Below are 25,572 nucleotides of genomic sequence, written 5' to 3'. Positions count from 1 at the left end.
CCGAGATCTACACGCCGAACGACACTCATTCCCTACACGACGCTCTTCCGATCTGGTCTGCGGCCTGGGCCGCCAGCAGCGCGGCTGTCACGTCGGCCAGGTCGCCTTCCATGATGCTGGTGAGCTTGTAGAGCGTGAGGTTGATGCGGTGGTCGGTCAGCCGGCCCTGCGGGAAGTTGTACGTGCGGATGCGGTCGGAGCGGTCGCCCGTGCCCACCAGGCTCTTGCGGGTGGCGGCCTCTTTCGCCTGGCGCGCGATGCGCTCCTGGTCGCGGATGCGGGCGGCCAGCACGGCCAGCGCCTTGGCCTTGTTGCGGTGCTGGCTGCGGTCGTCCTGGCATTCGGCCACCAGGCCCGTGGGCAGGTGGGTGATGCGCACGGCCGAGTCGGTCTTGTTGATGTGCTGGCCGCCGGCGCCGCTGGCGCGGAAGGTGTCGATGCGCAGGTCGGCCGGGTTGATCTGCACCTCTTCGGCCTCGTCGGGCTCGGGCAGCACGGCCACGGTGCAGGCGCTGGTGTGGATGCGCCCCTGGGTTTCGGTGACCGGCACGCGCTGCACGCGGTGACCACCGGATTCGAACTTGAGCCGGCCGTAGACCCCATCGCCTTCGATGCGGATCACGACTTCCTTGTAGCCGTTCAGATCGGACTCGCTGGCCGACAGGATCTCGGTGCGCCAGCCCTGGCGTTCGGCGTGGCGCAGGTACATGCGGGCCAGGTCGGCGGCAAACAGCGTTGACTCGTCGCCGCCGGTGCCGGCGCGGATTTCCACGAAGGCGTTGCGGTGGTCGTCTGGGTCGCGGGGCAGCAGGGCGGTCTGCAGCTCGGTTTCCAGCTGCGCCAGTTCGGCTTCGGCGTCGGCGATTTCCTGCGTGGCCATGGCGCGCATCTCGGCGTCGTCGCCGGCGTCGTCAAGCAGCTGGCGGGCGGTGTCGCGGTCGAGCTGGCGCTGGGTGTGGCGGCGGGCCAGGTCGCACACGCTGCTGACTTCGGCATGCTCGCGAGACAGTTCGCGGTAGCGCTTGTTGTCAGCGGCCACGGCCGGGTCGGCCAAAGCGGCGTCGAGCTCCTGCAGGCGGTGGCCCAGGCGTTCGAGCGAGGCGGCGAGCGACGGCGCCAGGCCGCCGCTCACGCCTTGTCCTCGTCCGGCTGGTGGCGGTCGTCCGGTTGCACGCCGGCGCGGGGCAGTTCACCGCGCAGGAAGAGGCGCGACAGCGTGGCCGCCACCTGCGGGCGGTGGTGCGGGCTGGCGCTGTGCAGTTCGGCCATGGCGCCGTGCAGCATTTTCTGGGTCAGGCCCTTCGACAGGATGTCGAGCACCTGTTCCAGGTCGGCCCCCTTGGCCAGTTGCTTGCGTGCGCGCGCCAGTTCGGCGGCGCGCCAGGCGTCGGCCTGGGCGTGCAGCGCCTGGATCAGCGGCACGGTGGTGCGCTGGTCCAGCCAGTGCACAAAGCCCTGCACGCCGGTTTCGATGATGGCCTCGGCCTGGGCGACGGCCGCCTGGCGCTTTTCGCCGGCGGTCTGCACCAGGGCCGAGAGGTCGTCGACGGTGTAGAGGTAGATGTCGCCCAGCTGGCCGACTTCGGATTCGATGTCGCGCGGCACGGCCAGGTCGACCATGAACATGGGGCGACGCTTGCGGGCCTTGAGCGCGCGTTCCACCGCGCCCAGCCCGATGATGGGCAGGGTGCTCGCCGTGCAGGAGACGACGATGTCGAACTCGTGCAGGCGATCGGGCAGGTCGGCCAGACGCATGGCCTGGGCGCCCAGGTGGGTGGCGAGCTTTTCGCCGCGTTCGAGCGTGCGGTTGGCCACGGCCATCACCCGCGGGTTGCGCGCAGCGAAGTGTGTGGCGGTCAGCTCGATCATCTCGCCCGCGCCCACGAACAGCACGCGGGTCTTGCGCAGGTCTTCGAACAGCTGGCCGGCCAGGCGCACCGCGGCGGCGGCCATGCTGATGGAGTGCGCGCCGATCTCGGTGGACGTGCGCACCTCCTTGGCCACGGCAAAGCTGCGCTGGAACAACTGGTGCAGCGTCGTGCCCAGGGTGCCGGCGGTGTCGGCTTCGCGCACGGCCTGCTTCATCTGCCCGAGGATCTGGGGTTCGCCCAGCACCATGGAATCGAGCCCGCTGGCCACGCGGAAGGCATGGCGTGCGGCCTGGCCGCCTTCCAGCACATAGGTGTGGCGCATCAGTTCGTCGTGCGAGACGCCGCCGATGCCCGAGAGCCAGTCGACCGCGGCATGCTGGAGTGCGTGCACCGGCTCGGCCGGGTGGCCGGCGGCGCAGTACAGCTCGGTGCGGTTGCAGGTGGACAGGAGGGCGACTTCAGCCTGCGTGGCGCCGGTCAGGCGCTGGTGCAGGGTCTTGAGCGTGGGCGCAAGCTGGTCCACCGCGAACGCGAACCGGCCGCGCAGATCGACGGCGGCGGTTGTGTGGTTGAGGCCCAGGGTCAAGACAGTCATGAGGCGGCATTATAAAATCCAGGGTTGACCATGGGTGGGCCTGTTCGCCTGCCCTTTTCTTGATTGCGGCGATAGGGCGTGCCCATTTCGACGTTGTTTGTTGATTCAGGGCAAGTGCCGCCGAACGGGGCGCGGGCCTGATGCCGGAACGCCATGGGACCGCTCGACGCGCTCATCCACCTCTTCAACTTCTTCCTGCCGGCCTTCGGCATGGCGCTGCTGGCGCCCACGCTGGCTCGTCTGGCGTTCTGGAAGACGCTGCGGGGACAGTGGTGGATTCAGGCTCGGGGTGTGGCGGCGGTTGGCGCCGGCGTGCTGGTGGGCGGGCTCTTGCTGACGGGCCGGGACGGCGCCATGCTGACGTATGGCGCGCTGGTGCTGTCGTCGGCGCTGGTGATCTGGTGGACGGGATTGCGTTGAGATGACCTACAGCGTCAAGGAAATTTTCTACACCCTGCAAGGCGAGGGCACGCACGCCGGCCGGCCGGCCGTGTTCTGCCGCTTCGCGGGGTGCAACCTCTGGACGGGCCGCGAGGCCGACCGTGCGGACGCTGTCTGCCGCTTTTGCGACACCGATTTCGTCGGTACCGACGGGCTGGGTGGGGGCAAGTTCGCCACGCCGGCCGAACTGGCCACGCGCATCGCGTCGTTCTGGCCCGACACGCCCGCGGGCTCACAGGGCCAGCGCTTTGTTGTGCTGACCGGCGGCGAGCCGCTGCTGCAGGTCGACGAGGCCCTGGTGCTGGCGCTGCACGCGCAGGGTTTCGAGATCGCGGTTGAGACCAATGGCACGGTGGCCGCGCCGGCCGGGTTGGACTGGATCTGCGTGAGCCCGAAAGCGGGCTCTACCCTGGTGCAGACGCGCGGTCATGAACTCAAGGTGGTGGTGCCGCAGGCCGGCTTCACCGAAGACGATCTGCTCGCCTTTGAAAGGCTGGACTTCCAGCAGTTCAGGGTGCAGGCCATGGACAGCGCGCTGCCGGGTGCGCGGGACGAGGCCATGAGCTGGGCGGTCCAGTGGTGTCTGGACCATCCGCGCTGGTTGCTCAGCGTGCAGACCCACAAGACACTGGGCATTCGCTGAAGCACACGGAAAGGGCCCGTCAGCCCTTTCGGGAAACATCATGTTCGAACTGAGTCAGACCTTTTCTTTCGACGCTGCACACACGCTGAAGCGCAATGTCTCGCCTGAGGAAGCCGCGGGCAGCCGCCGCATCCACGGTCACACCTACACCGCCGAGGTGACGGTGCGCGGCGAGCGCCAGCCCGAATCGGGCATGGTGGTCGACCTGGCCGTGCTGCGCGAGGTGCTGGCCGAGATCCGCAGCCAGCTGGATCACCACTTCCTGGACGAAGTCGCCGGCCTGGGCGCGCCCACGCTCGAGAACCTGAGCGTGTTCATCCACGATCACGTGCAGCGCCGCATTCCGCAGGTGTCGAGCGTGGCGGTCTCGCGCGCCGCGGGCGACCGCTGCGTGTACCGCCCGCAAGCCTGAGCCCGCCATGAGCGACCGCAGCCTGGCCGAACGCAGCCGCGCGGCCGTCTGGCACCCGTGCACGCAGATGAAGGTGCACGAGCGGTTTCCGCCGCGCGCCATCGTCGCCGCCGACGGCCCCTGGCTGATCGACGAGCAGGGCCATCGCATCCTCGATGCCGTGAGCTCGTGGTGGGTCAACCTGTTCGGCCACAACTTCGCGCCCATCCGCGAGGCCATCACCGACCAGCTGGGCCGGGTCGACCACATCATGCTGGCCGGGCTCACGCACCCGCCGGTGGTCGAACTCTCGGAGCGGCTGGCCGCGCTGACGGGGTTGGGCCACGCCTTCTATGCCAGCGACGGGGCCAGCGCCACCGAAATCGCGCTGAAGATGAGCGCCCACAGCTGGCGCAACCGCGGCCGGCCCGGCAAGCATCGCTTCATCGGGCTGGAAGGGGGCTACCACGGTGAAACGGCCGGGGCGCTGTCCGTCACCGACATCCCGTTGTTCCGCGAAGCGTATGCGCCGCTGCTGCGCCTGAGCACCACGCTGCCGTCGCCCGACCCGCGTCGCGCAGCGCCAGGTGTGAGCCCCGAGGCCCACCTCGCGCATTGCATCGCGGCGCTGGAGTCCTGGCTGGCCGAGCACCACGAAGAGACGGCGGCGCTGATCCTCGAGCCGCTGGTGCAGGGGGCTACCGGCATGGCGATGTACGACCCGGCCTACCTGGTGGCCGTGCGCGCCCTGTGCGACCGTTACCAGGTGCACTGGGTGGCCGACGAGATCGCCGTGGGCTTCGGCCGCACGGGCACGCTGTTCGCGCACCAGCAGGCCATCGGGCCCGATGGCATCGCGGTCAAGCCCGATTTCATTTGCCTGAGCAAGGGCCTGACGGGCGGCGTGCTGCCGCTGTCGGCCGTGCTGACCACCGACGACGTGTACGCCGCGTTCTACGACGACCGCACCGTCCACGGCTTTCTGCATTCGCATTCGTACACCGGCAACCCGCTGGCGTGCCGGGCGGCGCTGGCCGTGCTGGACACCCTGGCCGCCCGCGATGCCGAAGGCCGCGATGTGCTGGCGCGCAACCGCGAGGCCGCAGCCCGCTTCGATGACCTGACCGCCCCGCTGCGGGCGCATCCGCGGGTGAAGGCGCACCGCCGCATCGGCATGATCTGGGCGTGGGACATTGACGTGGCCGAGCCGACGTTTGCCGCGCGCTACCACCGTGCCGCGATGGAGGCGGGGCTGCTGCTGCGCCCGATTGGCGCCACGCTGTACGTGATGCCGCCCTACGTGCTGACCCCGGCGGACCAGTCCTTCCTGGCCGAGGGGCTGCTGCGTGTGCTGGGTCAGGTGTTGAGCGAGTGCGATGCGCTGCCCGAGGCCGGCGCCGCCACTGTGCCGGTGCCCTGATCGGGCGCCACCTTTCCCCCTTCGCGAGACACCATGCCCGCCTACTTCATCACCGGCACCGACACCGGCATCGGCAAGACCCGCACCAGCAGCGCCTTGATTCACGCCCTGCGCGCCGCCGGCCATGCGCGCGTGGTGGGCATGAAGCCGGTGGCGGCCGGGTGCGACTGGGTGCCCGGCGCGGACGGCCATCCCGGCCAATGGCTCAACGAGGACGTGGTGGCCCTGCGCGCGGCCGCGAGCCTGCGTGTGCCAAGCAGCTTCGACAATCCGTACGCGCTGCCCGATGCGGTGTCACCGCACATCGCTGCACGCAACGCGGGCGAGCGCATCGACCTGGCCCACATCGAGGCCAGTTTCCATGCGCTGCACCAGCATGCAGACGCGGTGGTGGTGGAGGGAGCCGGCGGCTTCATCGTGCCCCTGCACGACCCGGCTCTGGCCGATGCCAGCGGCGACCCGGGCGAGTGGCTGACCAGCGCCGACCTGGCCCAGCGGCTTGGTCTGCCCGTGATCCTGGTGGTGGGCCTGCGGCTGGGTTGCCTGAACCATGCCCTGCTCACGCAGGAGGCCATTGTCTCGCGCGGGCTCACGTTGGCCGGCTGGGTGGCCAACGCGGTCGACCCCACCATGCCCGAGCAGGCCGCCAACCTCGTCACGCTGCAGCGTCGCATCCAGGCGCCCATGCTGGCCCACTGGCCCTGGGACCCGGATGCCAAGCCCGAGGCACTGGCTCGTTCACTGAGCCTGCCCTGATCCTCTGCGGCCTGGCCGCCTCAGGGTGACAAGGGAGCCGGCCCGGGATCGACGGCCAGCCAGTCCGTCACCGAAGCCGGCAGGGCCTGGCCCGTCGCCCGGCTGCGCTCGTCGGGTACCGGGGGCAGCCGGGTGATGGCCAGTGGCAGCACGCCCGCCCAGGCCGGGTGATGGGCGTCGTGCTCCTTGTCGCGCGGGCCCCAGTTGCGCACCTTCGCGCTGGCTTCATCGAGCGGCATGGACAGCACGAGGGTGGCTTTCAGCTCGCTCTCGTCCGCCGGACGCGCCTCGTGCTCGCGGCCCGGCAGCAAGCGGGCCATGAAGGCGTCCAGCACCGCCGGCTTGTCCGCATCGGGCACGACGCTGAAGCGGCCGTACGCCACCACCGAGCGGTAGTTCATCGAATGCGAGAAGGCGGAGCGTGCCAGCACCAGGCCGTCCAGGTGGGTGATGGTCACGCACGCCACCGTGCCACTGGCCAGGCGTCGCATCATCGGGCTGCCGTTCGAGCCATGGATGTAGAGCGCGTCGCCGATCCGCCAGCACGCCGTGGGCAGGCACACCGCGAAGGGCTCGGTGTCGTTGCCGGCGCCGCGTGTGTCGGTGAAGGCCACATGGCACAGCCAGGCCGCGTCAACGATGGCGTGCACCGTGTCGCGGTCGTAATGGCCGCGCTCGCTGGCGCGACGGATGGTGGTGCGGCCTGACGGGGGCGTGCCGACGGGCGATGTGTCGATGGCGTGGGACAAGGTGATTCCTCCTGATCTGAATCGGTGAAACGACCCTGGAAAGATAGGGTGGCCGTGGCACCATGCAAAGAGCCACAAGACGGCTTGATGATGGAGCCACGACATGAGCGACCTGCATTGGCTGAAGAACGACCCGCTGCTGTTGCCCGGCGTCCCCGAGCCGCTGCAGCGGCGGCTCTACCGTGTGCTGCGTGAGGCAGTGGTGGAAGGGCGGCTGCAGGCGGGCGCGGTGCTGCCGTCCACGCGGGCGCTGGCCGGCCTGCTGAAGATCGCCCGCAACACCGTGCTGCATGCCTACGAACAACTGGCGGCCGAGGGGTATGTGCAGGCAGACCGGCAGGGCACGGTGGTCTGCGCCCTCGAGCGACCCCGGCGCACCGTGCCGCGCGGCGCCGCCATGCCGCCGTTGTCCCGTCGGTCTGCCGGATTTCAGAGGCCCCGTTCGGCCGAGGCGCAACTGCAGCCGTTCGTGCCCGGCAACCCGGCCCTGGATGCCTTTCCGTGGGCGGCGTGGCAGCGGGTTTCGGCGCGGGCCGCCCGCCAGGCGGCGTGGCGTGAGGCCGGTTACCGCGACGCGGCCGGTGAGCCCGAACTGCGTCAGGCGATTGCGACCTACCTTCGGGCCTCCCGGGGCGTGGACTGCGGGCCCGGCCAGGTGATCGTCACCGAAGGCACCCAGGAGGGGCTGGCGCTGTGTGCGCTGCTGCTGGCGGATGCAGGGGACACCGCCTGGATCGAGCACCCGGGCTACGGTGGGGCGTTCGCGGCCCTGCGCGCGGCCGGCCTGCACTGTGTGCCCGTGACGGTAGATGCCGAAGGGATGTCGCCCCCGGCTGCGCTGTGGCAGCAGGCGCCACCCCGCCTGATCTACACCACCCCCTCACACCAGTACCCCTTGGGATCGGTGCTGAGTCTGCCGCGCCGTCTGGCCTTGCTGGCCCGGGCGCGTGCCCACGGCGCGTGGATCCTGGAAGACGACTACGACAGCGAGTTCCGGCACGCCGGCCCGCCGCTGGCGGCCATGCAGGGCCTGGAGCCCGACGCCCCGGTGGCCTACCTCGGCACGTTCAGCAAGACCCTGTTCCCCGGCCTGCGCCTGGGCTTTGTCGTGCTGCCCGCCGCGGTCGCGGAGCGGGCAACCGGCCTGGCGGGGGCGCTGTGGCCGCGCGGTCGGGCGACCGAGCAGCGCGCCCTGGCGGCCTTCATCGACGAGGGTCACTTCACGCGGCATCTGCGTCGGATGCGCGTGCTGTATGCCGAGCGGCAGCAGGCCCTGCGCGAGGCGCTGGCTCGCCACTGGCGCTGGCCGGGCACGGTGCTGGGCGGCGATTGCGGCATGCACCTGGTCCTCAGCCTGCCAGACGACCTGCCCGACGTGGCCGTGGCGCGGGCCGCTGCACAGCGGGGCCTGGGGCCGCGTGCGCTGAGCGCCTACGGCACGGGCGGCCCGGCGGGCTTCAATGGCCTGGTGATGGGCTACGCCCACGTGCCGGCCGACCGGGCCGCCGACCACGTTCAGGCGCTGGCCACCGCCGCCAGCGACATCCAGGCCCCCAAAGCAAAGGCCGCCCGAACCTGAGCGGGCAGGTCGGGCGGCCGGGGGCGTCGTTCGGAAGTGACAGAGGTCGGGCAGCGGCGGCCGCAGCACCCGACCCGGGCGGCGTCACTCGTCGTTGCCGCCCAGACCGAACAGCATCAGCAGGCTGCTGAACAGGTTGTAGATCGTCACGTACAGGCCGATGGTGGCGAGGATGTAGTTGGTCTCGCCGCCATGCACGATGCGGCTGGTTTCCATCAGGATCAGGCCGCAGCTCAGCATCACGACCAGGCCGGACACGGCAAGTGCCAGGGCGGGGATCTGGAAGAAGATCGCGCCCAGGCTGAGGGCGAAGGCCACCAGCATGCCGACGAACAGCATCTTGCCCATGGCGCTGAAGTCACGCTTGGTGCTCAGGGCGACCGCCGACAGGCCGATGAAGGCCACCGCGGTGGCACCCAGGGCGTTCGTGACGACGGCGCTGCCATGCGGCATGGCCAGCACCTTGCCCAGGATGGGGCCCAGGCCGTAACCCATGAAGCCGGTGAAGGCGAACACGGACAGCAGACCCCAGCCGCTGTTCGCGGTCTTGTGCACCAGGAACATCAGGCCGAACATGCCGATCAGGCTGAGCATCAGCCCCGGATGGGGCAGGTTCAGCGTCATGGCGGTGCCTGCCACGGCGGCGCTGAACAGCAGCGTCATGCCCAGCAGCGCGTAGGTGTTGCGCAGCACCTTGCGGGCGCTGGCGCCGATCGCGTTGCCGTCGGCATAGCGGGCGTCTTCCACGCCATGCCAGGCGGCTTGCTGGTTCAGGGGGATGGCTCGGGGGGTACGACGAAGGTCGTCAGACATGAGGGGCTCCTTCAACAAAAACGGGTCAGGTGCGTTCAGGCACCGTCGGGGATGGCAGTCATCGCGCGCGCCAGGCGGCGGTTGCGCGGGCTTTCGTGGCGGCTGCGGCTGAGGGACGGCACGCGCTGGGCGCGGTGCTGCATTTCCTTCAGCTGCCGGTTGACGGCGTGCACCGCGCGGTGTACGGCCCGGTCCACGAGGGCCCGGACGGCGCCGCCACGGTCGCGCACCACAGTGGTGGTGTCTTCGAGCTCGACCACGAGGTGGCAGTCCTTGTCCTCACCGCCGCGCGGTCCATTGGTGTCGCTCAGGTGCAGGGTGGCGCCCATGGCCTGGCGACCGAAGCGGGTCAGGGCCTGGTGCAGGCGCTGACGGATGTGTTCGCGGTCCTCCCGCGACAGGATCAGGCCATGAGTCTGGATGAAAACGCGCATGTTGAACCTCGCAATGAGAGTGGATGACGGTTTGACTGTACGGGGTCGAAAGCATCAGGTAAATTCGAATTTGTTTCGTGAAGCTTTCGAAAAAACCGATATGAATTACAAGCACCTGCTCTACTTCTGGACGGTGGCGCGGCTGGGCGGCGTGGCGCAGGCGGGTGAACATCTGCACGTGACGCCGCAGACCGTGAGCGGTCAGATCCAGCTGCTGGAAGACAGCCTGGGGCAGCCGCTGTTTCGCAAGAAGGGCCGCAAGCTGGCACTGACGGAAGCAGGCGAGCTGGCCTTCAGCTACGCGCAGGACATCTTCAGCCTGGGCGCGCAGCTGGAGCAGGCACTCAGCCAGCCGGGGGGCACGGCCCGGCCCGTGGAACTGCGGGTGGGCATTGCCGATGCGGTGCCAAAGCTGGTGGCCGCGCGGCTGCTTGAGCCGGCGTTCCAGGGACCACAGCGCTTCAAGGTGGTGTGCCGGGAGTGGAAGCTCGACAGCCTGCTGGCCGAGCTGGCGGTGCACCGGCTCGACCTGGTGCTGTCCGACACGCCCCTGCCGCCTTCGCTGAGTGTGAGTGCCTACAACCACCGCCTGGGTGGGGCGCACGTGGGCTTTTATGCCGCCGGCCCGCTGGCGAAGCGGCTGACCGGGCAGCCCTTTCCCCAATGCCTGGATGGCGTGCCACTGCTGGCGCCGGGCACCGAGTCGGCCATGGGGGTGCGGCTGGGCCAGTGGCTTGGGCGCCATCGCCTCAAGCCCGTGCTGGCCGGCGAGTTCGACGACAGCGCGATGGTGATGACGCTGGGGCAGCAGGGGCACGGGGTGTTCACGGCGCCGATGGTGCTCGATGAGCAGGTGCGCGGCCAGTTCGGTGCGACGCTGCTGGGCGAGGCCACCGACCTGGTCGAGGCCTTTTACGTGATCACGGTGGACCGGCGGCTCACGCACCCGGGCGTGCTCGCCATCACGGAGGCCGCACGCCAGGGCCTGTTCGCCGCCTGGAGCCGGTGAGCCTCAGCGGCCCGCGCCTTCCTGCGGGAAGGCGACCAGGTGGTCCATCTCCAGCCGGATGCCGATGGGCTCGCCGATCGCGTGGTCGTGGTGCGACGGCACGAGCGACAGCACCTCGTTGCCGCTGGGCAGGGCCAGGGTGTAGAGGAACTCGGCACCCTTGAAGGCCTTGTGCACGATGCGGGCCTGCAGCGGGCTGGCGTCGTCGTGCACGACGTCGTCGGGGCGCAGCAGCACGTCGACGCGGCTGCCCGGCGTGAAGGGCAGGGCGGTGTCGGCCGTGAAGGTGGTGTCGTCGCGGTGCACCTGGCCGGCGTCGAACGCCAGACTCAGGCGGTGCGGATCCAGCACGGTGGCGGGCACGAAGGCGCCCTGGCCGATGAAGTTAGCCACGCGCCGGTTGGCCGGGCGGTGGTACAGACCGTAGGCCGTGTCCCATTGCTGAAGGCGGCCGTCGGCCAGCACCCCGATCACATCCGCCATGGCGAAGGCCTCATGCTGGTCGTGTGTGACCAGGATGGCGGTGGTCTGCGTGGCCTTCAGGATGTCGCGCACCTCGCCCGCCAGGTGCTCGCGCAGGGCCACGTCGAGGTTGGAGAAGGGCTCGTCGAGCAGCAGGATGCTCGGCTGGGGCGCCAGCGCGCGGGCCAGCGCCACGCGCTGCTGCTGGCCGCCCGAGAGTTCGTGCGGGTAGCGCGCGGCGGCAGCCCCCAGGCCCACGGTGTCGAGCATGGCGGCCACGCGGTCGGCTGCATCGCCTTGCCCGCGCAGGCCGAAGCCGACGTTCTGCGCTACCGTGAGGTGAGGGAACAGCGCGTAGTCCTGGAAGACCATGCCGATGCGGCGCTTCTCGGGCGGGGTCAGGCGGCCGGGCGCGCTCAGCACCTGGCCCGCCAGGCGGATCTGGCCGTCGAACAGTGGCTCGAAGCCGGCGATGGCCCGCAACGCCGACGTCTTGCCGCAGCCGGAAGGGCCGAGCAGGCAGGCCAGCGTGCCGCGGGGCAGGGCGAAGCTGAGGTCGGAGACGACGGTGCGCGTGCCGTAGCGCAGGGCGATGCGGTCCACGACCAGCCAGGCGGCGTCGTGTGTTGCGCTGACATGGACTTGCGCACGTTCCGGCGCGCTCTGAAAAACAGCGGTGGGCATGCGAACGATCATAATTCTCAATTGACATGAGCCTGACCCTGCCTTCCCCCGCCGCCGCCGCGTGGCGACTGTCCCGCTTGCCGGCCCTGTGGTTCAGCGTGGCGACGCTGGTCGTGGGGGCGCTGATGGCCCTGCCCGTGCTGGCGGTCATCAGCCATGTGCTGTCGACCGGCACCGGCGACACCTGGGCCCACCTCTCAGCGACGGTGCTGCCCGATTACATCCGCTCGACGCTGGTGCTGTGTGTTGGGGTGGGTTTCGGCACGGCCTGCATGGGTGTGGGTGCTGCCTGGCTGGTGACGCGCTACGACTTCCCGTTGCGCGGCGCCCTCGAATGGGCGCTGGTGCTGCCATTGGCCGTGCCGGCGTACGTGATGGCCTACACCTACACCGACCTGCTGCAGTTCGTGGGGCCGGTGCAGACGGCGTTGCGCGAGGCTTTCGGCTGGACGCGAGCGGACTACTGGTTCCCGGATGTGCGCTCGCTGGGCGGGGCGGTGGTGCTGTTCTCGCTGGTGCTTTATCCCTATGTCTACATGCTGGCGCGCACGGCTTTTCTCGAGCGGGCGGGCGGCATGCTGGAAGCCGGGCGCTCGCTGGGGCTGGGGCCGTGGGCCAGTTTCTTCCGGGTCTCCCTGCCGCTGGCCCGCCCCGCGATCGCCGCGGGCGTGGCGCTGGCGCTGATGGAGACGCTGGCCGACTTCGGCGCGGTGTCGTACTTCGGCGTGCAGACCTTCACCACCGGCATCTACCGGGCGTGGTTCTCTCTGGGTGATCGCGTGGCCGCAGCCCAACTGGCCACGGCGCTGCTGGGCTTTGTGGTGCTCGTGCTGGCGATGGAGCGCCTGTCACGGGGCCGGGCGCGCTTCCATGACACGACGCTGCGGCGTGCACGCTTTGCCTCGGTGCGGCTGCGCGGCGGCCGGGCGGCGCTGGCGGTGGCGGCCTGCCTGCTGCCCCTGTGCCTCGGCTTTCTGCTGCCGGCCGGCATCCTGCTGGAGATGGCTGTGACCGAAGGCGATGCGCAGTTCGGCACGCGCTTCATTGAGCTGGCCCGCAACAGCGTCACGGTGTCGGCCATGACGGCCTTCATCGCCGTGCTGCTGGCATTGCTGCTGGGCTATGCCGCGCGCCTGCAGGCTTCGTGGCTGGTGCGGGGCGTGCATCGCCTGGCGGGTCTGGGCTATGCCCTGCCGGGCACCGTGATCGCGGTGGGGGTGCTGATCCCGGTCACGCGCATCGACAACTGGCTCACCGACTGGGCCAGTCGCACATGGGGATGGGAGGGGGGCCTGCTGATCACCGGGGGGCTGGCCGGCCTGGTCTATGCCTGCGCCGTGCGCTTTCTGACACCGGCCGTGCAGGCCGTCGACGCGGGGCTGCTGAAGGTCACGCCCAACATGGACAACGCGTCTCGCAGCCTGGGCCTGACGCCCGCGGCCACGCTGCGCCGCGTGCACTTCCCCCTGTTGCGCGGCAGCCTGCTGACGGCCGCGCTGCTGGTGTTCATCGACGTAATGAAGGAGCTGCCCGCCACGCTGGTGATGCGGCCCTTCAACTTCGACACGCTCGCCACGCAGGCCTACACGCTCGCTTCCGACGAGCGACTCACCGAAGCCTCGACCGCCGCGCTGGCGATCGTGGTGGTGGGCCTGCTGCCCCTCATCGTGCTGAGCCGCGAGATTGCGCGGGGCCGACAGGGCGATGCCGCCCCGCAGTGAGCTTCCCGCGCTGACCTCGACTCAACGCCAGCCGGCGCGGTCGAACACCTTCTGGGCCGTGGCCGCGTTCTTGGCCAGCTCGGCCACCGGCAGGGTGTCGGCCTTGAACGGGCCCATGGCCTTGAGCGCCGGGTTGTCGACCTTCACGCTCGGCACGGCGGGCCATTCGTTGTTGCCGTCGGCGAAGTAGGCCTGGGCCTTGTCGCTGGCGAGGTACTCCATGAACTTGACGGCCGCTGCGCGGTTCGGCGCGGTCTTGATGATGCCGGCGCCCGACACGTTGATGTGTGCGCCCCACGTCTGCTGGTTGGGCCACACGATGCCGATGGCGTTCACGACCTTCTGGTCTTCCGGCTTGGTCGAGCGCATCAGGCGGGCCAGGTAGTAGCTGTTGGAGATGGCCACGCCGCATTCGCCGGCGGCCACGGACTTGATCTGGTCGGTGTCGCCCCCCTTGGGGTTACGGGCAAAGTTCTGCACCAGGCCACGGGCCCAGGCTTCGGCCTGTTGCTCGCCGTCGTGGGCGATGAAGGCCGCCCCCAGCGACAGGTTGTAGGGGTGCGAGCCGGCGCGCACGCACACCTGGCCCTTCAGGCGCGGGTGGGCCAGGTCACCGTAGGTCTGCACCCACTCGGCCTTCACGTTGGCCTTGTTGTAGACGATGACGCGGGCGCGGGTGGAAAACGCGATCCAGTTCGGCGTGCGCAGGTGGGCTGGAATGCGCTGGGTCAGCACCTTGGACTGGATGGGCTGGAACAGGCCAGCCTGGTCGGCGATCGCCAGACGGGCGGCGTCGACGGTGATCAGGATGTCGGCCGGCGAGTTCGCGCCTTCGTTCTTGATGCGTTCGAGCAGTTCGTCTTCCTTGCCGTCCAGCCGGTTGATCTTGATGCCCGTCTGCTTGGTGAAGTCGGCGTAGAAGGCCTCGTCGGTCTGGTAATGACGAGCCGAATAGATGTTGAGCACCTTGTCGTCGGCGTGGGCCTGGCAGGCCAGGGCGATCACGGTCAGGGTGGCAAGGCGGGGCAGCAGTCGGGCCATGTTGTTGCGATTCCTTTTGCGGGTGGATCGGGAAAGGGTGCGGCGCAGCGTCCGCAATCCCGAAAGATAGCAGGAATGATTCGCATTTGCAGGGGTGCGGGACGTTGTGGCGTGCATGTCGCGGGACTGTCGCCTCTGCTACCCTTGGCCGCATGACTCTCCCGTTTGACGAAGCGCTGAACGGCCTGCGCCAGAACCTGGCCTTGCGCCGGCGCCGCCAGGTGGCCCCAGTGTTGGCCCCGGCCACCCTGACGCCCGAAGATGAAGCCCTGCGTGGCACCACCTACCTGATCGACGGGCAGCCCCGCCTGTCCTTCGGCAGCAACGACTACCTCGGCCTGTCGCAGCACCCGGCGCTGCTGGCGGCCGCCCATGCCGCCATCGACCGCTACGGTGTGGGGGCGACGGCCTCGCCGCTGGTGTGCGGCCACAGCCCCGAGCACGAGCAGCTGGAGGCGGCGCTGGCGGCCCACGTGGGCCTGCCGCGCGCGCTGTACTTCTATGCCGGCTATGCGGCCAACGTGGGCCTGGTGCCGGCGCTGGTGGGCCGGGGGGACGCGGTGTTTTCCGATGCCCTGAACCACGCCTGCCTGATCGATGGCATTCGCCTGTCGCGGGCCGAGCTGCACGTGGTGCCCCATGCGGACCTGGCGGCGCTGGACGCTGCCCTCGCTGCCAGCACCGCACGCCGCAAGCTGGTGGTGACGGACGCGGTGTTCAGCATGGACGGCAATGTGGCCGACGTGCCCGCCCTGATGGCCCTGTGCGAGCGCCACGATGCCTGGCTGCTGATCGACGACGCACACGGCTATGGCGTGCTGGGCCCGCATGGCGAGGGCACGCTGGCCCATTTCGGCATGACCGGGGTGAACGGCGTGGCGCCCGCCTGGCAGGGGCGCATGGACCGGCTGATCTACATGGCCACGCTGGGCAAGGCGGCGGGCGTGTCGGGCGCCTTCGTGGCCGGCCACCCTGACATGGTGGAGTGGGTGATGCAGAAGGCGCGCACCTACATGTTTGCGACGGCGGCCCCGGCCGTCATCGCGGCATCGCTGCGTGCCGCCATCGATGTGATCCAGCAGGAGCCGCAGCGCCGACAACATCTGCACGCCTTGCGCACGCGGCTGCGTGAGGGCCTCGCGGCAGCGCAGATCCCCTGGATTCTGATGCCCTCGGACACGGCCATCCAGCCGCTGGTGATCGGCTCGAACGCCGACGCGTTGGCCGTCATGGCGCAGCTCGATGAACAGGGTGTGTGGGTGCCGGCCATCCGTCCGCCCACGGTGCCGGAAGGCACGGCGCGGCTGCGCATTTCGCTATCGGCGGCGCACACGCTGGTGCAGGTGGACAAGCTGGTGGCCGCGCTGGCACGGTGTCCGCGCTGAGCGCGCAGTTCAGTGCAGGGCGGCTTCGGCCGGCAGGGTGACCACGCCCCGGGGTACGGCGGCCACGACCTTGTAGGCAGGCTCGCTGGTGCGGCGGCGCACAGGCTGGGGCAGCGCCATGCCATCTGCGCCCTGCACGGCGCACACTTCGGGCAGGTGGGCCAGCTCGCCGCGGCGCAACACCACCGCCAGTTCACCGTTGGCCAGCCGCACGCTGGCTCCGGGCGGGAAAAGCCCGACCTCCTTGATCAGGGCGCTGGCAAACGGATTGGCCGCGCCGCCTCCGCGGTGGAACAACTGGCGCGCCGCCACGTCGGGCGCCAGGGCGGCCCGGTAGGCACGGCTGCTGACCTTGGCCAAGTACAGGTCCACATGGTGCAACAGACAGGCCATGTCGCCTGCCGTGTGACGCCAGGCTGTCAGCGAGCGGCCATCTTCCGGAGGGTGGTGATGCGCCACCGCCTGCAGCCAGTCACGGTCTTCCACGCCCAGCATCTCCAGCAACAGCCGCCCCTGAGCACCGTGCTCGGCCATGTCGGCGCGCTCTGCCACATCGAGCGGCCGGGCGCGCTCGTGCAACGCGTTCTGCCGCTGCAGGCTCGCGAGGTTCATCGTCAGGGCCGCGTGCACGGTGGAGCGCACCATGGCATTGGGCCAGCCCAGCCGAATCGCCACCATGTTGGCCAGGAAGGCCGCCTGGATCACGTGCGAGACGGCCGGCGTGTTGCGCCCCTCCCGATGCAGCAGCTCGAACAGGCTTTCATCGAGGTGATGGACCACCGCGAACTCGATGTGCCCCCCAATGACTTTCATCCCGCGACGAAAGGGCTCGGCCTCGCCTGGCTCGAGCAGCAGGGCTTCGGCGCGGGTGCGCACGTCCTGCCAGAGCGAGGCCGAATGTTCGCGCACCGCGTGGAGGTCCTGCGTGTCGGTCGCCTCGCCGTGCACCTGGTGGTCGATGTAGGCTCCCCGGAGGATGAGGCCCTCGCGTTGCGCCTCGTCACGCACGATGTGGCCCTGGCGCAGTACGAGCTGACCGGCGTCGTTGTAGACGTTCCAGGGAAGGGGGCGCCCGACGCCGATCTGGTCGAGGCAAAGTCGCAGTAACTTCATGGTGCACAGCTTGGTGATCGGTCCCCGAACTGTGCAATGCGTCACAACCCGCGGATCGGGTCAGTACGACCGAAATCCCGGGGTTGTTTCGCGTTTAGACGGATCACGCCAGCAACAGATCGCCGCGCAGCGAGTGCGGATAGGCGGTGGTGATGGTCACGTCGATCAGCTGGCCAACGAGTCGGTCGCGCAGGGCCTGCGTGGGGCCGGCCGCGAAGTTGACGATGCGGTTGCACTCGGTGCGGCCCATCAGCTCGGACGGGTCCTTGCGGCTGGGGCCCTCGACCAGGATCTTCTGGCGGGTGCCGACCAGTGCCTGGCTGTAGCGCAGCACGTTCGACTCGAGGTAGGCCTGCAGCGTCTGCAGCCGCTTGAGCTTGACCTCGTGGGGCGTGTCATCGGCCAGCGAGGCGGCCGGCGTGCCGGGGCGCGCGCTGTAGATGAAGCTGAACGAGGCGTCGAACTCGAGGTCGGTGGCCAGCTTCATCAGCTTGTCGAAGTCGTCGTCGGTTTCGCCGGGGAAGCCGACGATGAAGTCGGTCGACAGGCTGATGTTCGGCCGCACGGCGCGCAGCTTGCGGATGGTGCTCTTGTACTCGAGCGCCGTGTAGCCGCGCTTCATGGCCATCAGGATGCGGTCGGAGCCGTGCTGCACCGGCAGGTGCACGTGGTTCACCAGCTTGTCCGTCTTGCCGTAGACGTCGATCAGACGCTGGCTGAACTCGTTGGGGTGGCTGGTGGTGTAGCGGATGCGCTCGATGCCGGGGATCTCGGCGACGTACTCGAGCAGCATGGCGAAGTCGGCGATCTCGGCGGTGTCGCCCATCTTGCCGCGGTAGCCGTTGACGTTCTGGCCCAGCAGCGTCACTTCCTTGACGCCCTGGTCGGCCAGGTCGGCCACCTCGGTCAGCACGTCGTCGAAGGGGCGGGACACTTCTTCACCGCGGGTGTAGGGCACCACGCAGTAGCTGCAGTACTTCGAGCAGCCTTCCATGATGGACACGAAGGCCGAGGCGCCCTCCTTGCGCGGCGGGGGCAGGTGGTCGAACTTCTCGATCTCGGGGAAGCTGATGTCGACCTGCGGGCGCTTGGCCTGCTGGCGCTGGGCCAGCATCTGCGGCAGGCGGTGCAGCGTCTGCGGGCCGAAGACCACGTCCACGTACGGTGCACGCTCGATGATGGCGGCGCCTTCCTGGCTGGCCACGCAACCCCCCACGCCGATCATCACGCCCTTTTCCTTCAGGTGCTTGACGCGGCCGAGGTCGGAAAACACCTTCTCCTGCGCCTTCTCGCGGATCGAGCAGGTGTTGAAGAGGATGAGGTCGGCTTCTTCCGGGTTGTTGGTCGGCTCGTAGCCCTGGGCCGCGTTCATGACGTCGGACATCTTGCCCGAGTCGTATTCGTTCATCTGGCAGCCGTAGGTCTTGATGTAGACCTTGCGGGGGGCGGTGTTCGTGGGGGTGTCGCTCATGGTGTCGGTCTTCAGGGCTTGGTCCAGCGCAGCGCGATCGGGTCGTAGACCCAGGTCGCGGCCTCCTGGGGCGTCGTGGGCCACAGTGCACTGGCTTCGGTGTCCGTCAGAACCCAGATCTCCTTGAGCAGGCCGGTGCCGGTCTCGAGCCGGTAGTTGACCTTGCCGCTGAAGCCGCCGATTTCTCCGCTGAGCATCAGCATGTTGTTGCTGCCGCGGATGCGCACGCCAGGAGCCAGGCGGATTGCCTGCTTGTTGAGTGCGGCTTCGGGCGGCACACCCACCACCAGCGCACCGCGCAGGGTGTCCGGCGGCAGCACGCGGGCCAGTTGGGTGACTTGTGCCAGCGCCGGGGCGGCCAGACAGGACAGCATCAGGGTGAGCGCAGGAGCAGCGCGCCGAGCGGCGTCCGTCAGAGAACAGCGGGGCATGGTGTTGATCCAGGGGCTGTGGACGAAACCCTGGATTCTACCGGCCGGTGCCTTTTGTGGGGGTTCAGCCGGCGTTCAGCATCGCCAGCCGCTCGGGCGTCCCGACATCCGTCCATTCGCCTTCCAGCCAGCGGGCGCTGAGTCGGCCCGCGTCGATCGCGCGCTCCAGGCTGGGCCGCAGGGCCGCCTTGTCGCCCACACGCACGCCGTCGACGATGGCCGGGCGGTACAGGCCGATGGTCGAGTAGGTGCCGGTGCGGGCGCCAGCGGGGGCCGCGTCCTTGCGCCACACGCGCTGATCGCCATCGACCGCAAAGTCGCCTTGCGGCACATGGGGCGGGTTGGGCACCAGCCAGATGCGCCCCCAGTCGTCGCCGGCGCGGAAGGCCTCGGCCTCGTCGGCGTCGAAGCGGAAGCCGGGCACGAAGACGTCACCCGCCAGCACCCAGAACGCGTCGCCCAGCAGCGGCAGGGCCTTGGCGATCCCGCCAGCCGTTTCCAGCGCGCCGCCGTGGTCGCGCCCTTCGTGGCTGTAGGTGATCCGCAGACCCCAGCGACTGCCATCGCCCAGCGCGGGCTCGAACCGGTCTTCCAGGTAGGCGGTGTTGATCACCACGTCACGCACGCCATCGCGGGCCAGCGCCTGAAGGTGCCAGGCAATCAACGGCTGGCCGCGTACGGTCAGCAAAGGCTTGGGGGTGGTGTCGGTCAGCGGGCGCATGCGCTCGCCACGGCCGGCGGCCAGGATCAGGGCGGGAAGCTGAGGCATGGGCCAGATTGTCGGGCAAGGCGAGTGACAAGGCGACTTGCATCCAGGTGGTCAAGAATCTTCCAGTTTGCTTGCCATTCTGTCAGCCAAGGTGTCGCGTGTTAACCCGGGCCAAGGCGATGCCGTCTGTCACGGTTGTGACAAAAAGCCAGTGCTGACAGGGACTTGGAGCGGGTGGTGCGGCGTGACACGGGTGGCGTTCAGGCAGGCACGGATCTTGGGAACAGACATCCCCGACCGTCTGGAGACGGAGAGGGCCGAGGCCGTGCACCCAGGGGGGTGTGACGAGCCGATGACACCCCACACAACCGGAGACACCGCGCGATGGAAACGTTCTATGAAGTGATGCGACGCCAGGGCATTTCGCGCCGCAGTTTTCTCAAGTACTGCTCCCTGACCGCGACCTCGCTCGGCCTGGGCCCGGCCTTCGTGCCGCAGATTGCCCACGCCATGGAAACCAAGCCGCGCACGCCCGTGCTGTGGCTGCACGGGCTGGAGTGCACGTGCTGTTCCGAGAGTTTCATCCGCTCGGCCCACCCGCTGGCCAAGGATGTCGTGCTCTCGATGATCTCGCTCGACTACGACGACACGCTGATGGCCGCTGCCGGTCACCAGGCCGAGGCCATCCTCGAAGAGGTCATGACCAAGTACAAGGGCAACTACATCCTGGCCGTGGAAGGCAACCCGCCGCTGAACCAGGATGGCATGAGCTGCATCATCGGCGGCCGGCCCTTCCTGGACCAGCTCAAGCACGTGGCCAAGGACGCCAAGGCCATCATCAGCTGGGGCTCGTGCGCCAGCTGGGGCTGCGTGCAGGCCGCCAAGCCGAACCCGACGCAGGCCGTGCCCGTGCACAAGGTGATCACCGACAAGCCCATCATCAAGGTGCCGGGCTGCCCGCCGATCGCCGAGGTGATGACCGGTGTCATCACCTACATGCTGACCTTCGACCGCATCCCCGAGCTCGACCGCCAGGGCCGCCCGAAGATGTTCTACAGCCAGCGCATTCACGACAAGTGCTACCGCCGTCCGCACTTCGACGCTGGCCAGTTCGTGGAGTCGTTCGACGACGAGTTCGCGCGCCAGGGCTACTGCCTCTACAAGGTCGGCTGCAAGGGCCCGACCACGTACAACGCCTGCTCGACCGTGATGTGGAACGAGGGCACGAGCTTCCCGATCAAGTCGGGCCACGGCTGCATCGGCTGCTCGGAAGACGGCTTCTGGGACAAGGGCTCGTTCTACGACCGCCTGACCACGGTGCATCAGTTCGGCATCGAAGGCACGGCCGACCAGATCGGCGGTGGCGCCGCCGCGGTGGTGGGTGCCGGCGTGGCGGCCCACGCGGCCGTCTCGGCCATCAAGCGCGCGGCCCAGGGCAACGGCGCGAACACCTCGAACAACAGCCATTCCTGATCAGGCGGAGCCTCTCTCATGTCTTACGAAACCCAAGGCTTCAAGCTCGACAACAGCGGCCGCCGCATCGTGGTGGACCCGGTGACCCGCATCGAGGGCCACATGCGTTGCGAGGTCAACGTCGACAGCAACAACGTCATCACCAACGCCGTGTCGACCGGCACGATGTGGCGCGGCCTCGAGGTCATCCTCAAGGGGCGTGATCCGCGTGATGCGTGGGCCTTCGTCGAGCGCATCTGCGGCGTGTGCACGGGCTGCCATGCGCTGACCTCGGTGCGCGCGGTGGAAGATGCCCTCGGCATCAAAATTCCGAAGAACGCGCACCTGATCCGCGAGATCATGGCGAAGACGCTGCAGGTGCACGACCATGCGGTGCACTTCTACCACCTGCACGCGCTCGACTGGGTAGACGTGGTGTCGGCCCTGAACGCCGATCCGAAGAAGACCAGCGAACTGCAGCAGATGGTGTCGCCGTCGCACCCGCTGTCGTCGGCCGGCTACTTCCGCGACATCCAGAACCGCCTGAAGAAGTTCGTGGAAAGCGGCCAGCTCGGCCCCTTCATGAATGGCTACTGGGGCTCGAAGGCCTATGTGCTGCCCCCTGAGGCCAACCTGATGGCCGTGACCCACTACCTGGAGGCGCTCGACCTGCAGAAGGAATGGGTCAAGATTCATGCGATTCTGGGTGGCAAGAACCCGCATCCGAACTACCTCGTGGGCGGCGTGCCGTGCGCGATCAACCTCGATGGGCAGGGCGCCTCCGGCGCGCCGCTGAACATGGAGCGCCTGAACTTCATCGAGGCGCGCATCCACGAGATGATCGAGTTCAACAAGAACGTCTACATCCCGGATGTGCTGGCCATCGGCACCATCTACAAGCAGGCCGGCTGGCTGTATGGCGGTGGCCTGAGCGCCACCAACGTGGCCGACTACGGCACCTACGAGAAGGTGCCCTACGACCACAGCACCCACCAGCTGCCGGGTGGCGTGATCCTCAATGGCAACTGGGACGAGATCCTGCCGATCGACCCGCGCGATCCGGAGCAGGTGCAGGAGTTCGTGGCCCACAGCTGGTACACCTATGCTGACGAGACCAAGGGCCTGCACCCGTGGGACGGCGTGACCGAGCCCCACTTCGAACTGGGCAGCAAGACCAAGGGCTCGCGCACCAACATCGAAGAGATCGACGAGAGCGCCAAGTACTCGTGGATCAAGGCCCCGCGCTGGCGTGGTCATGCGCTGGAGGTGGGCCCGCTGTCGCGTTACATCCTGGCCTATGCGCACGCGAACAAGGGCAACAAGTACGCCCAGCGCCCGAAGGAGCAGCTGGAATACGCAGCGGGCATGATCAACACCCACCTGCCGAAGGCGCTGGGCATGCCGGAGACGCAGTACACGCTCAAGCAGCTGCTGCCCACCACGATCGGCCGCACGCTGGCCCGCGCGCTGGAAGGCCAGTACTGCGGCGAGATGATGCTGGACGACTACAAGGAACTGATCGCCAACATCAAGGCCGGCGACACCGCCACGGCCAACGTCGAGAAGTGGGACCCGTCGACCTGGCCGAAGGAGGCCAAGGGCGTGGGCACCGTGGCCGCGCCGCGCGGCATGCTGGGCCACTGGATCAAGATCAAGGACGGCAAGATCGAGAACTACCAGTGCGTGGTGCCGAGCACCTGGAACGGCTCGCCGCGTGACCACAAGGGCCAGATCGGTGCCTTCGAGGCCTCGCTGATCAACACGCCGATGGTCAACCCCGAACAGCCGGTCGAAATTCTGCGCACGCTGCACTCGTTCGACCCCTGCCTGGCGTGCTCGACCCACGTCATGAGCCCGGACGGCGCCGAGCTGTGCAAGGTCAAGGTCCGCTGATCACCGCGCCCTCCGAACAGGAACACCCCATGAACGCTTCTTTCTTCCTGCGGGCCCGTCGCGGCCTGATTCCGCTGTCGATGCTGCTGGCCGCCGGTGCGGCCCAGGCCCACCCGGGCCACGGTGCCCACGGCCTGACCGAAGGCCTGGCTCATCCGCTGGGCCTGGATCACCTGTTGGCCATGGTGGCCGTGGGCATGTGGTCGGCCGCCGCGCTGCCGGCACGCCGTGCCCTGCTGGGTCCGGCCGTATTCGTGCTGGCGCTGTTGGCCGGTGCGGCTGCGGGCCTGGCAGGCCTGCGCGTGGCCGGCACCGAGGCCCTGATCGCCACCAGCGTGGTGCTGTTCGGCGTGCTGCTGGCCGGCGTGCGCCAGTGGTCGGCGGCGGCCGGCCTGTCGCTGGTGGCCGCCTCAGCGGTGTTCCACGGCCTGGCTCACGGCGCCGAGCTGCCGGTGGGCGCCAGCGCCATCGCCTACGTGGGTGGCTTTGTGCTCAGCACGCTGGCGCTGCATGTGGCGGGCCTGGGCGTGGGCACGGCGATGCGCCGCGCACAACTGTGGACGTGGCGTGCCGCGGGCGGCCTGTTCGGTGCGGCTGGTCTGCTGATGCTGGCCCGCGTCTGACGCGCGGCCCGATGCCCGATCCAAACAGACAAGCCGACAAGAGGAGACCCGCATGAACGCCTCATCCACGTCCGACCAGGATCTGGCCCGCGCCACCGGCGTCGACGAGCGCGAGGTGCGCGCTGGCCAGCACACGACCTCGGTCTATGTCTACGAGGCCCCGGTGCGCCTGTGGCACTGGATCAATGCCGGGGCCATCTTCGTGCTGGCGCTCACGGGCTACTTCATCGGTGCGCCGCTGCCCACCATGCCCGGCGAGGCCAGCAACAGCTATGTGATGGGCTACATCCGCTTTGCCCATTTCGCCGCGGGCTATCTGCTGGCCGTGGGGCTGGTCGGCCGGGCTTACTGGGCCATCGTCGGCAACCACCACGCCCGCGAACTGTTCACGATTCCCGTGTTCAGCCTGGCCTACTGGAAGGAAGTCGTCACCATGCTCAAGTGGTACGCCTTCCTGATCCCGTCTCCGGGGCGCTATGTGGGCCACAACCCCATGGCCCGCCTGATGATGTTCCTGCTCTTCCTGCTCAACGCCGTGTTCATGTGCGTGACGGGCTTTGCGCTTTATGGCGAAGGGGCCGGTGCAGGATCGTGGGCGCACACGGCCTTCAGCTGGGTGATCCCGCTGTTCGGTCAGTCGCAGGACGTGCACACCTGGCACCACTTCGGCATGTGGCTGATGATCATCTTCATCGTCCTGCACGTGTACGCGGCCGTGCGGGAAGACATCATGGGCCGCCAGAGCATCATCAGCACGATGATCTCGGGCTTCCGCACCTTCAAGGACTGAGCCGCGAAGGACGCCCCGATGCTGCCCAGCCTGCACGCCCAGTTGAAGCACCGTCTGCAGACCGCGGCCCAGCCGTGGCGGCAACCGGTCGGTGTGCCGCATCGGGTGCCCGTGCACCCCGGCCGCTTCCTGGACCGTCAGTTCCTCAAACCCCTGGGCCTGACGCAAGGGCAGGCGGCGCGGTTGTTGGGCGTGTCCCGCCGCCGGCTCAACGAGATCATCGTGGGCCGCCGCAGCCTCACGCCGGACACCGCCCTGCGGTGCGCCATGGCCTTCGGGCTGGATGCCGGCTTTTGGATGGCCTTGCAATCGCGCTGGGACAGCTTCCAGGCCTGGAAAGCGTGGCGTGCCGTGTCGACCGAGGGTGCGCCCTCTGCGGCGGAACTGGCCCGAGCCGCCGTCCGCAGCGCGTCGACGTCGTTGCCTGCTTCGGCTCCGCCGGTGGTCGCCGCGCACTGAGCGGCCCGTCTTCGGCGCCCCTTCTCCTCCTCCTTCTGACATGAACGACACCGCATCCCGCCCCCCCTCGTCCGAATCGGCCTGTCACACCTCTGGTGGCAAAGACACGGTCATCGTGCTGGGCATCGGCAACCTGCTGTGGGCCGACGAAGGCTTTGGCGTGCGCTGCGTCGAGGCCTTTCAGCAGCGCTTCGAACTGCCGCCTGACGTGGAGCTGGTGGACGGTGGCACGCAGGGGCTGTACCTGATCCAGTACGTGCAGTCGGCGACCCACCTGCTCATTTTTGACGCCGTCGATTACGGCCTGGAGCCCGGCACGCTGAAGATCGTGGACGACGACGAGGTGCCGCGTTTCATGGGCGCCAAGAAGATGAGCCTGCACCAGACCGGCTTCCAGGAGGTGCTGATGTTGGCGCAACTGACCGAGCGTTTCCCGCAGCGTGTGCGCCTGATCGGTTGCCAGCCCGAGCAGATCGAGGACTACGGCGGCAGCCTGACCGACACCGTGAAGGCGGCGATGGAAGGGGCGCTTCAACAGGGCGTGGACACGCTGCGCGAGTGGGGTGTGACCGTGACGCCTCGCACCCGACCGCTGGGTGCGCAGGACGCGGTGACCATCGACACGCTGGCGATGGCC

Annotated in this window: 25 protein-coding genes; 15 read left to right on the top strand and 10 right to left on the bottom strand. The window is 68.7% G+C overall.

The window, feature by feature from the left end:
* Window positions 1–1,128: 1,128 nt before the first annotated feature.
* Window positions 1,129–2,466, bottom strand: coding sequence for a glutamyl-tRNA reductase (hemA, locus tag Q0Z44_RS14085; protein WP_298013826.1), 1,338 nt, complete (start codon window positions 2,464–2,466; stop codon window positions 1,129–1,131).
* 153 nt (window positions 2,467–2,619) lie between these two features.
* Here hemA and Q0Z44_RS14080 point away from each other — a divergent pair, with 153 nt between their 5' ends.
* Genes Q0Z44_RS14080 through bioD form a run of 5 tightly spaced genes read left to right on the top strand, consistent with a single transcriptional unit; the run spans window position 2,620 to window position 6,117 of the window.
* Window positions 2,620–2,886, top strand: a complete 267-nt coding sequence (locus Q0Z44_RS14080; RefSeq protein WP_298013824.1) for a hypothetical protein — start codon at window positions 2,620–2,622, stop codon at window positions 2,884–2,886.
* Between the two features lies 1 nt (window position 2,887).
* Window positions 2,888–3,550 (top strand): 7-carboxy-7-deazaguanine synthase, encoded by a 663-nt coding sequence (gene queE, locus Q0Z44_RS14075; RefSeq protein ID WP_298013823.1) that lies wholly within the window; start codon window positions 2,888–2,890, stop codon window positions 3,548–3,550.
* 37 nt (window positions 3,551–3,587) lie between these two features.
* Entirely contained in the window at window positions 3,588–3,962 is a 375-nt protein-coding gene (locus Q0Z44_RS14070; protein WP_298013828.1) for a 6-carboxytetrahydropterin synthase, read from the top strand.
* A 7-nt stretch (window positions 3,963–3,969) separates the two neighbouring features.
* Window positions 3,970–5,361 carry an adenosylmethionine--8-amino-7-oxononanoate transaminase gene (gene bioA, locus Q0Z44_RS14065; protein ID WP_298013821.1) on the top strand — a complete coding sequence of 464 codons (1,392 nt, stop codon included), beginning with the start codon at window positions 3,970–3,972 and terminating at the stop codon, window positions 5,359–5,361.
* Window positions 5,362–5,394: 33 nt separating this feature from the next.
* Window positions 5,395–6,117: a dethiobiotin synthase gene (bioD, locus tag Q0Z44_RS14060; protein ID WP_298013819.1), complete on the top strand. Its 723-nt coding sequence runs from the start codon at window positions 5,395–5,397 to the stop codon at window positions 6,115–6,117.
* A 20-nt stretch (window positions 6,118–6,137) separates the two neighbouring features.
* On the opposite strand, the gene Q0Z44_RS14055 is transcribed toward bioD, so the two are convergent.
* Window positions 6,138–6,866, bottom strand: a complete 729-nt coding sequence (locus tag Q0Z44_RS14055) for a pyridoxamine 5'-phosphate oxidase family protein (RefSeq protein ID WP_298013816.1) — start codon at window positions 6,864–6,866, stop codon at window positions 6,138–6,140.
* A 103-nt stretch (window positions 6,867–6,969) separates the two neighbouring features.
* Here Q0Z44_RS14055 and Q0Z44_RS14050 point away from each other — a divergent pair, with 103 nt between their 5' ends.
* Window positions 6,970–8,445 (top strand): PLP-dependent aminotransferase family protein, encoded by a 1,476-nt coding sequence (locus Q0Z44_RS14050; protein ID WP_298013814.1) that lies wholly within the window; start codon window positions 6,970–6,972, stop codon window positions 8,443–8,445.
* Between the two features lie 84 nt (window positions 8,446–8,529).
* Here the strand turns inward: Q0Z44_RS14050 and Q0Z44_RS14045 are convergent, their stop codons facing one another.
* Window positions 8,530–9,258 (bottom strand): Bax inhibitor-1/YccA family protein, encoded by a 729-nt coding sequence (locus tag Q0Z44_RS14045; RefSeq protein WP_298013812.1) that lies wholly within the window; start codon window positions 9,256–9,258, stop codon window positions 8,530–8,532.
* Between the two features lie 35 nt (window positions 9,259–9,293).
* Window positions 9,294–9,692, bottom strand: a complete 399-nt coding sequence (locus Q0Z44_RS14040; RefSeq protein WP_298013810.1) for a hypothetical protein — start codon at window positions 9,690–9,692, stop codon at window positions 9,294–9,296.
* 100 nt (window positions 9,693–9,792) lie between these two features.
* On the opposite strand from Q0Z44_RS14040, the gene nhaR reads away from it, so the two are divergent.
* Complete coding sequence (gene nhaR, locus Q0Z44_RS14035) at window positions 9,793–10,701, top strand: transcriptional activator NhaR (protein ID WP_298013808.1); 909 nt, start codon at window positions 9,793–9,795, stop codon at window positions 10,699–10,701.
* Window positions 10,702–10,704: 3 nt separating this feature from the next.
* Here the strand turns inward: nhaR and Q0Z44_RS14030 are convergent, their stop codons facing one another.
* Complete coding sequence (locus Q0Z44_RS14030) at window positions 10,705–11,847, bottom strand: ABC transporter ATP-binding protein (protein WP_298013806.1); 1,143 nt, start codon at window positions 11,845–11,847, stop codon at window positions 10,705–10,707.
* A gap of 26 nt (window positions 11,848–11,873) precedes the next feature.
* Between Q0Z44_RS14030 and Q0Z44_RS14025 the strand changes: the two genes are divergently transcribed.
* A complete protein-coding gene (locus Q0Z44_RS14025) occupies window positions 11,874–13,568 on the top strand; it encodes an iron ABC transporter permease (protein WP_298013804.1) in 1,695 nt (564 codons plus the stop codon).
* Between the two features lie 21 nt (window positions 13,569–13,589).
* Here the strand turns inward: Q0Z44_RS14025 and Q0Z44_RS14020 are convergent, their stop codons facing one another.
* A complete protein-coding gene (locus Q0Z44_RS14020; protein WP_109034632.1) occupies window positions 13,590–14,609 on the bottom strand; it encodes a Fe(3+) ABC transporter substrate-binding protein in 1,020 nt (339 codons plus the stop codon).
* A gap of 152 nt (window positions 14,610–14,761) precedes the next feature.
* Here Q0Z44_RS14020 and bioF point away from each other — a divergent pair, with 152 nt between their 5' ends.
* Entirely contained in the window at window positions 14,762–15,994 is a 1,233-nt protein-coding gene (bioF, locus tag Q0Z44_RS14015) for an 8-amino-7-oxononanoate synthase (RefSeq protein ID WP_298013801.1), read from the top strand.
* A 9-nt stretch (window positions 15,995–16,003) separates the two neighbouring features.
* Here bioF and Q0Z44_RS14010 read toward each other — a convergent pair whose 3' ends face one another.
* The 4 genes from Q0Z44_RS14010 to murU form a co-directional block, all read right to left on the bottom strand.
* Entirely contained in the window at window positions 16,004–17,107 is a 1,104-nt protein-coding gene (locus tag Q0Z44_RS14010) for a hypothetical protein (RefSeq protein ID WP_298013799.1), read from the bottom strand.
* Between the two features lie 103 nt (window positions 17,108–17,210).
* Window positions 17,211–18,578: a tRNA (N6-isopentenyl adenosine(37)-C2)-methylthiotransferase MiaB gene (miaB, locus tag Q0Z44_RS14005; protein ID WP_298013797.1), complete on the bottom strand. Its 1,368-nt coding sequence runs from the start codon at window positions 18,576–18,578 to the stop codon at window positions 17,211–17,213.
* Window positions 18,579–18,589: 11 nt separating this feature from the next.
* A complete protein-coding gene (locus Q0Z44_RS14000; protein ID WP_298013794.1) occupies window positions 18,590–19,009 on the bottom strand; it encodes a hypothetical protein in 420 nt (139 codons plus the stop codon).
* Between the two features lie 64 nt (window positions 19,010–19,073).
* Window positions 19,074–19,778 (bottom strand): N-acetylmuramate alpha-1-phosphate uridylyltransferase MurU, encoded by a 705-nt coding sequence (gene murU / locus Q0Z44_RS13995; protein WP_298013792.1) that lies wholly within the window; start codon window positions 19,776–19,778, stop codon window positions 19,074–19,076.
* Window positions 19,779–20,102: 324 nt separating this feature from the next.
* Here murU and Q0Z44_RS13990 point away from each other — a divergent pair, with 324 nt between their 5' ends.
* The 6 genes from Q0Z44_RS13990 to Q0Z44_RS13965 form a co-directional block, all read left to right on the top strand.
* Complete coding sequence (locus tag Q0Z44_RS13990; protein WP_109034642.1) at window positions 20,103–21,191, top strand: hydrogenase small subunit; 1,089 nt, start codon at window positions 20,103–20,105, stop codon at window positions 21,189–21,191.
* A gap of 18 nt (window positions 21,192–21,209) precedes the next feature.
* Window positions 21,210–23,063, top strand: a complete 1,854-nt coding sequence (locus tag Q0Z44_RS13985; protein WP_298013788.1) for a nickel-dependent hydrogenase large subunit — start codon at window positions 21,210–21,212, stop codon at window positions 23,061–23,063.
* Between the two features lie 29 nt (window positions 23,064–23,092).
* Window positions 23,093–23,686: a HupE/UreJ family protein gene (locus Q0Z44_RS13980; protein ID WP_298013786.1), complete on the top strand. Its 594-nt coding sequence runs from the start codon at window positions 23,093–23,095 to the stop codon at window positions 23,684–23,686.
* 52 nt (window positions 23,687–23,738) lie between these two features.
* On the top strand, window positions 23,739–24,476 hold the full coding sequence (cybH, locus tag Q0Z44_RS13975; RefSeq protein ID WP_298013783.1) for a Ni/Fe-hydrogenase, b-type cytochrome subunit: 738 nt from the start codon (window positions 23,739–23,741) through the stop codon (window positions 24,474–24,476).
* Window positions 24,477–24,494: 18 nt separating this feature from the next.
* Window positions 24,495–24,935 carry a HigA family addiction module antitoxin gene (locus Q0Z44_RS13970; RefSeq protein WP_298013781.1) on the top strand — a complete coding sequence of 147 codons (441 nt, stop codon included), beginning with the start codon at window positions 24,495–24,497 and terminating at the stop codon, window positions 24,933–24,935.
* 40 nt (window positions 24,936–24,975) lie between these two features.
* Window positions 24,976–25,572: HyaD/HybD family hydrogenase maturation endopeptidase (locus tag Q0Z44_RS13965; protein WP_298013778.1), on the top strand; the 597-nt coding region annotated here is incomplete at its 3' end.

It is taken from the genome of uncultured Aquabacterium sp. (genome assembly GCF_947366995.1).
Taxonomy (GTDB): domain Bacteria; phylum Pseudomonadota; class Gammaproteobacteria; order Burkholderiales; family Burkholderiaceae_C; genus Aquabacterium.
The sequence above is the reverse complement of the archived record's forward strand: the minus strand, read 5'-3'. Positions and strand labels throughout refer to the sequence as shown.

Coding starts and splice junctions, on each gene's coding strand:
- Q0Z44_RS14045 (WP_298013812.1), bottom strand. CDS start 9,258: ATGTCTGACGACCTTCGTCGTACCCCCCGAGCCATCCCCCTGAACCAG.
- Q0Z44_RS14040 (WP_298013810.1), bottom strand. CDS start 9,692: ATGCGCGTTTTCATCCAGACTCATGGCCTGATCCTGTCGCGGGAGGAC.
- Q0Z44_RS14025 (WP_298013804.1), top strand. CDS start 11,874: ATGAGCCTGACCCTGCCTTCCCCCGCCGCCGCCGCGTGGCGACTGTCC.
- Q0Z44_RS14080 (WP_298013824.1), top strand. CDS start 2,620: ATGGGACCGCTCGACGCGCTCATCCACCTCTTCAACTTCTTCCTGCCG.
- Q0Z44_RS14020 (WP_109034632.1), bottom strand. CDS start 14,609: ATGGCCCGACTGCTGCCCCGCCTTGCCACCCTGACCGTGATCGCCCTG.
- queE (WP_298013823.1), top strand. CDS start 2,888: ATGACCTACAGCGTCAAGGAAATTTTCTACACCCTGCAAGGCGAGGGC.
- miaB (WP_298013797.1), bottom strand. CDS start 18,578: ATGAGCGACACCCCCACGAACACCGCCCCCCGCAAGGTCTACATCAAG.
- bioA (WP_298013821.1), top strand. CDS start 3,970: ATGAGCGACCGCAGCCTGGCCGAACGCAGCCGCGCGGCCGTCTGGCAC.
- cybH (WP_298013783.1), top strand. CDS start 23,739: ATGAACGCCTCATCCACGTCCGACCAGGATCTGGCCCGCGCCACCGGC.
- bioF (WP_298013801.1), top strand. CDS start 14,762: ATGACTCTCCCGTTTGACGAAGCGCTGAACGGCCTGCGCCAGAACCTG.
- hemA (WP_298013826.1), bottom strand. CDS start 2,466: ATGACTGTCTTGACCCTGGGCCTCAACCACACAACCGCCGCCGTCGAT.
- murU (WP_298013792.1), bottom strand. CDS start 19,778: ATGCCTCAGCTTCCCGCCCTGATCCTGGCCGCCGGCCGTGGCGAGCGC.
- Q0Z44_RS13990 (WP_109034642.1), top strand. CDS start 20,103: ATGGAAACGTTCTATGAAGTGATGCGACGCCAGGGCATTTCGCGCCGC.
- Q0Z44_RS14050 (WP_298013814.1), top strand. CDS start 6,970: ATGAGCGACCTGCATTGGCTGAAGAACGACCCGCTGCTGTTGCCCGGC.
- Q0Z44_RS14010 (WP_298013799.1), bottom strand. CDS start 17,107: ATGAAGTTACTGCGACTTTGCCTCGACCAGATCGGCGTCGGGCGCCCC.
- Q0Z44_RS13970 (WP_298013781.1), top strand. CDS start 24,495: ATGCTGCCCAGCCTGCACGCCCAGTTGAAGCACCGTCTGCAGACCGCG.
- Q0Z44_RS14030 (WP_298013806.1), bottom strand. CDS start 11,847: ATGCCCACCGCTGTTTTTCAGAGCGCGCCGGAACGTGCGCAAGTCCAT.
- Q0Z44_RS13980 (WP_298013786.1), top strand. CDS start 23,093: ATGAACGCTTCTTTCTTCCTGCGGGCCCGTCGCGGCCTGATTCCGCTG.
- nhaR (WP_298013808.1), top strand. CDS start 9,793: ATGAATTACAAGCACCTGCTCTACTTCTGGACGGTGGCGCGGCTGGGC.
- bioD (WP_298013819.1), top strand. CDS start 5,395: ATGCCCGCCTACTTCATCACCGGCACCGACACCGGCATCGGCAAGACC.
- Q0Z44_RS13985 (WP_298013788.1), top strand. CDS start 21,210: ATGTCTTACGAAACCCAAGGCTTCAAGCTCGACAACAGCGGCCGCCGC.
- Q0Z44_RS14000 (WP_298013794.1), bottom strand. CDS start 19,009: ATGCCCCGCTGTTCTCTGACGGACGCCGCTCGGCGCGCTGCTCCTGCG.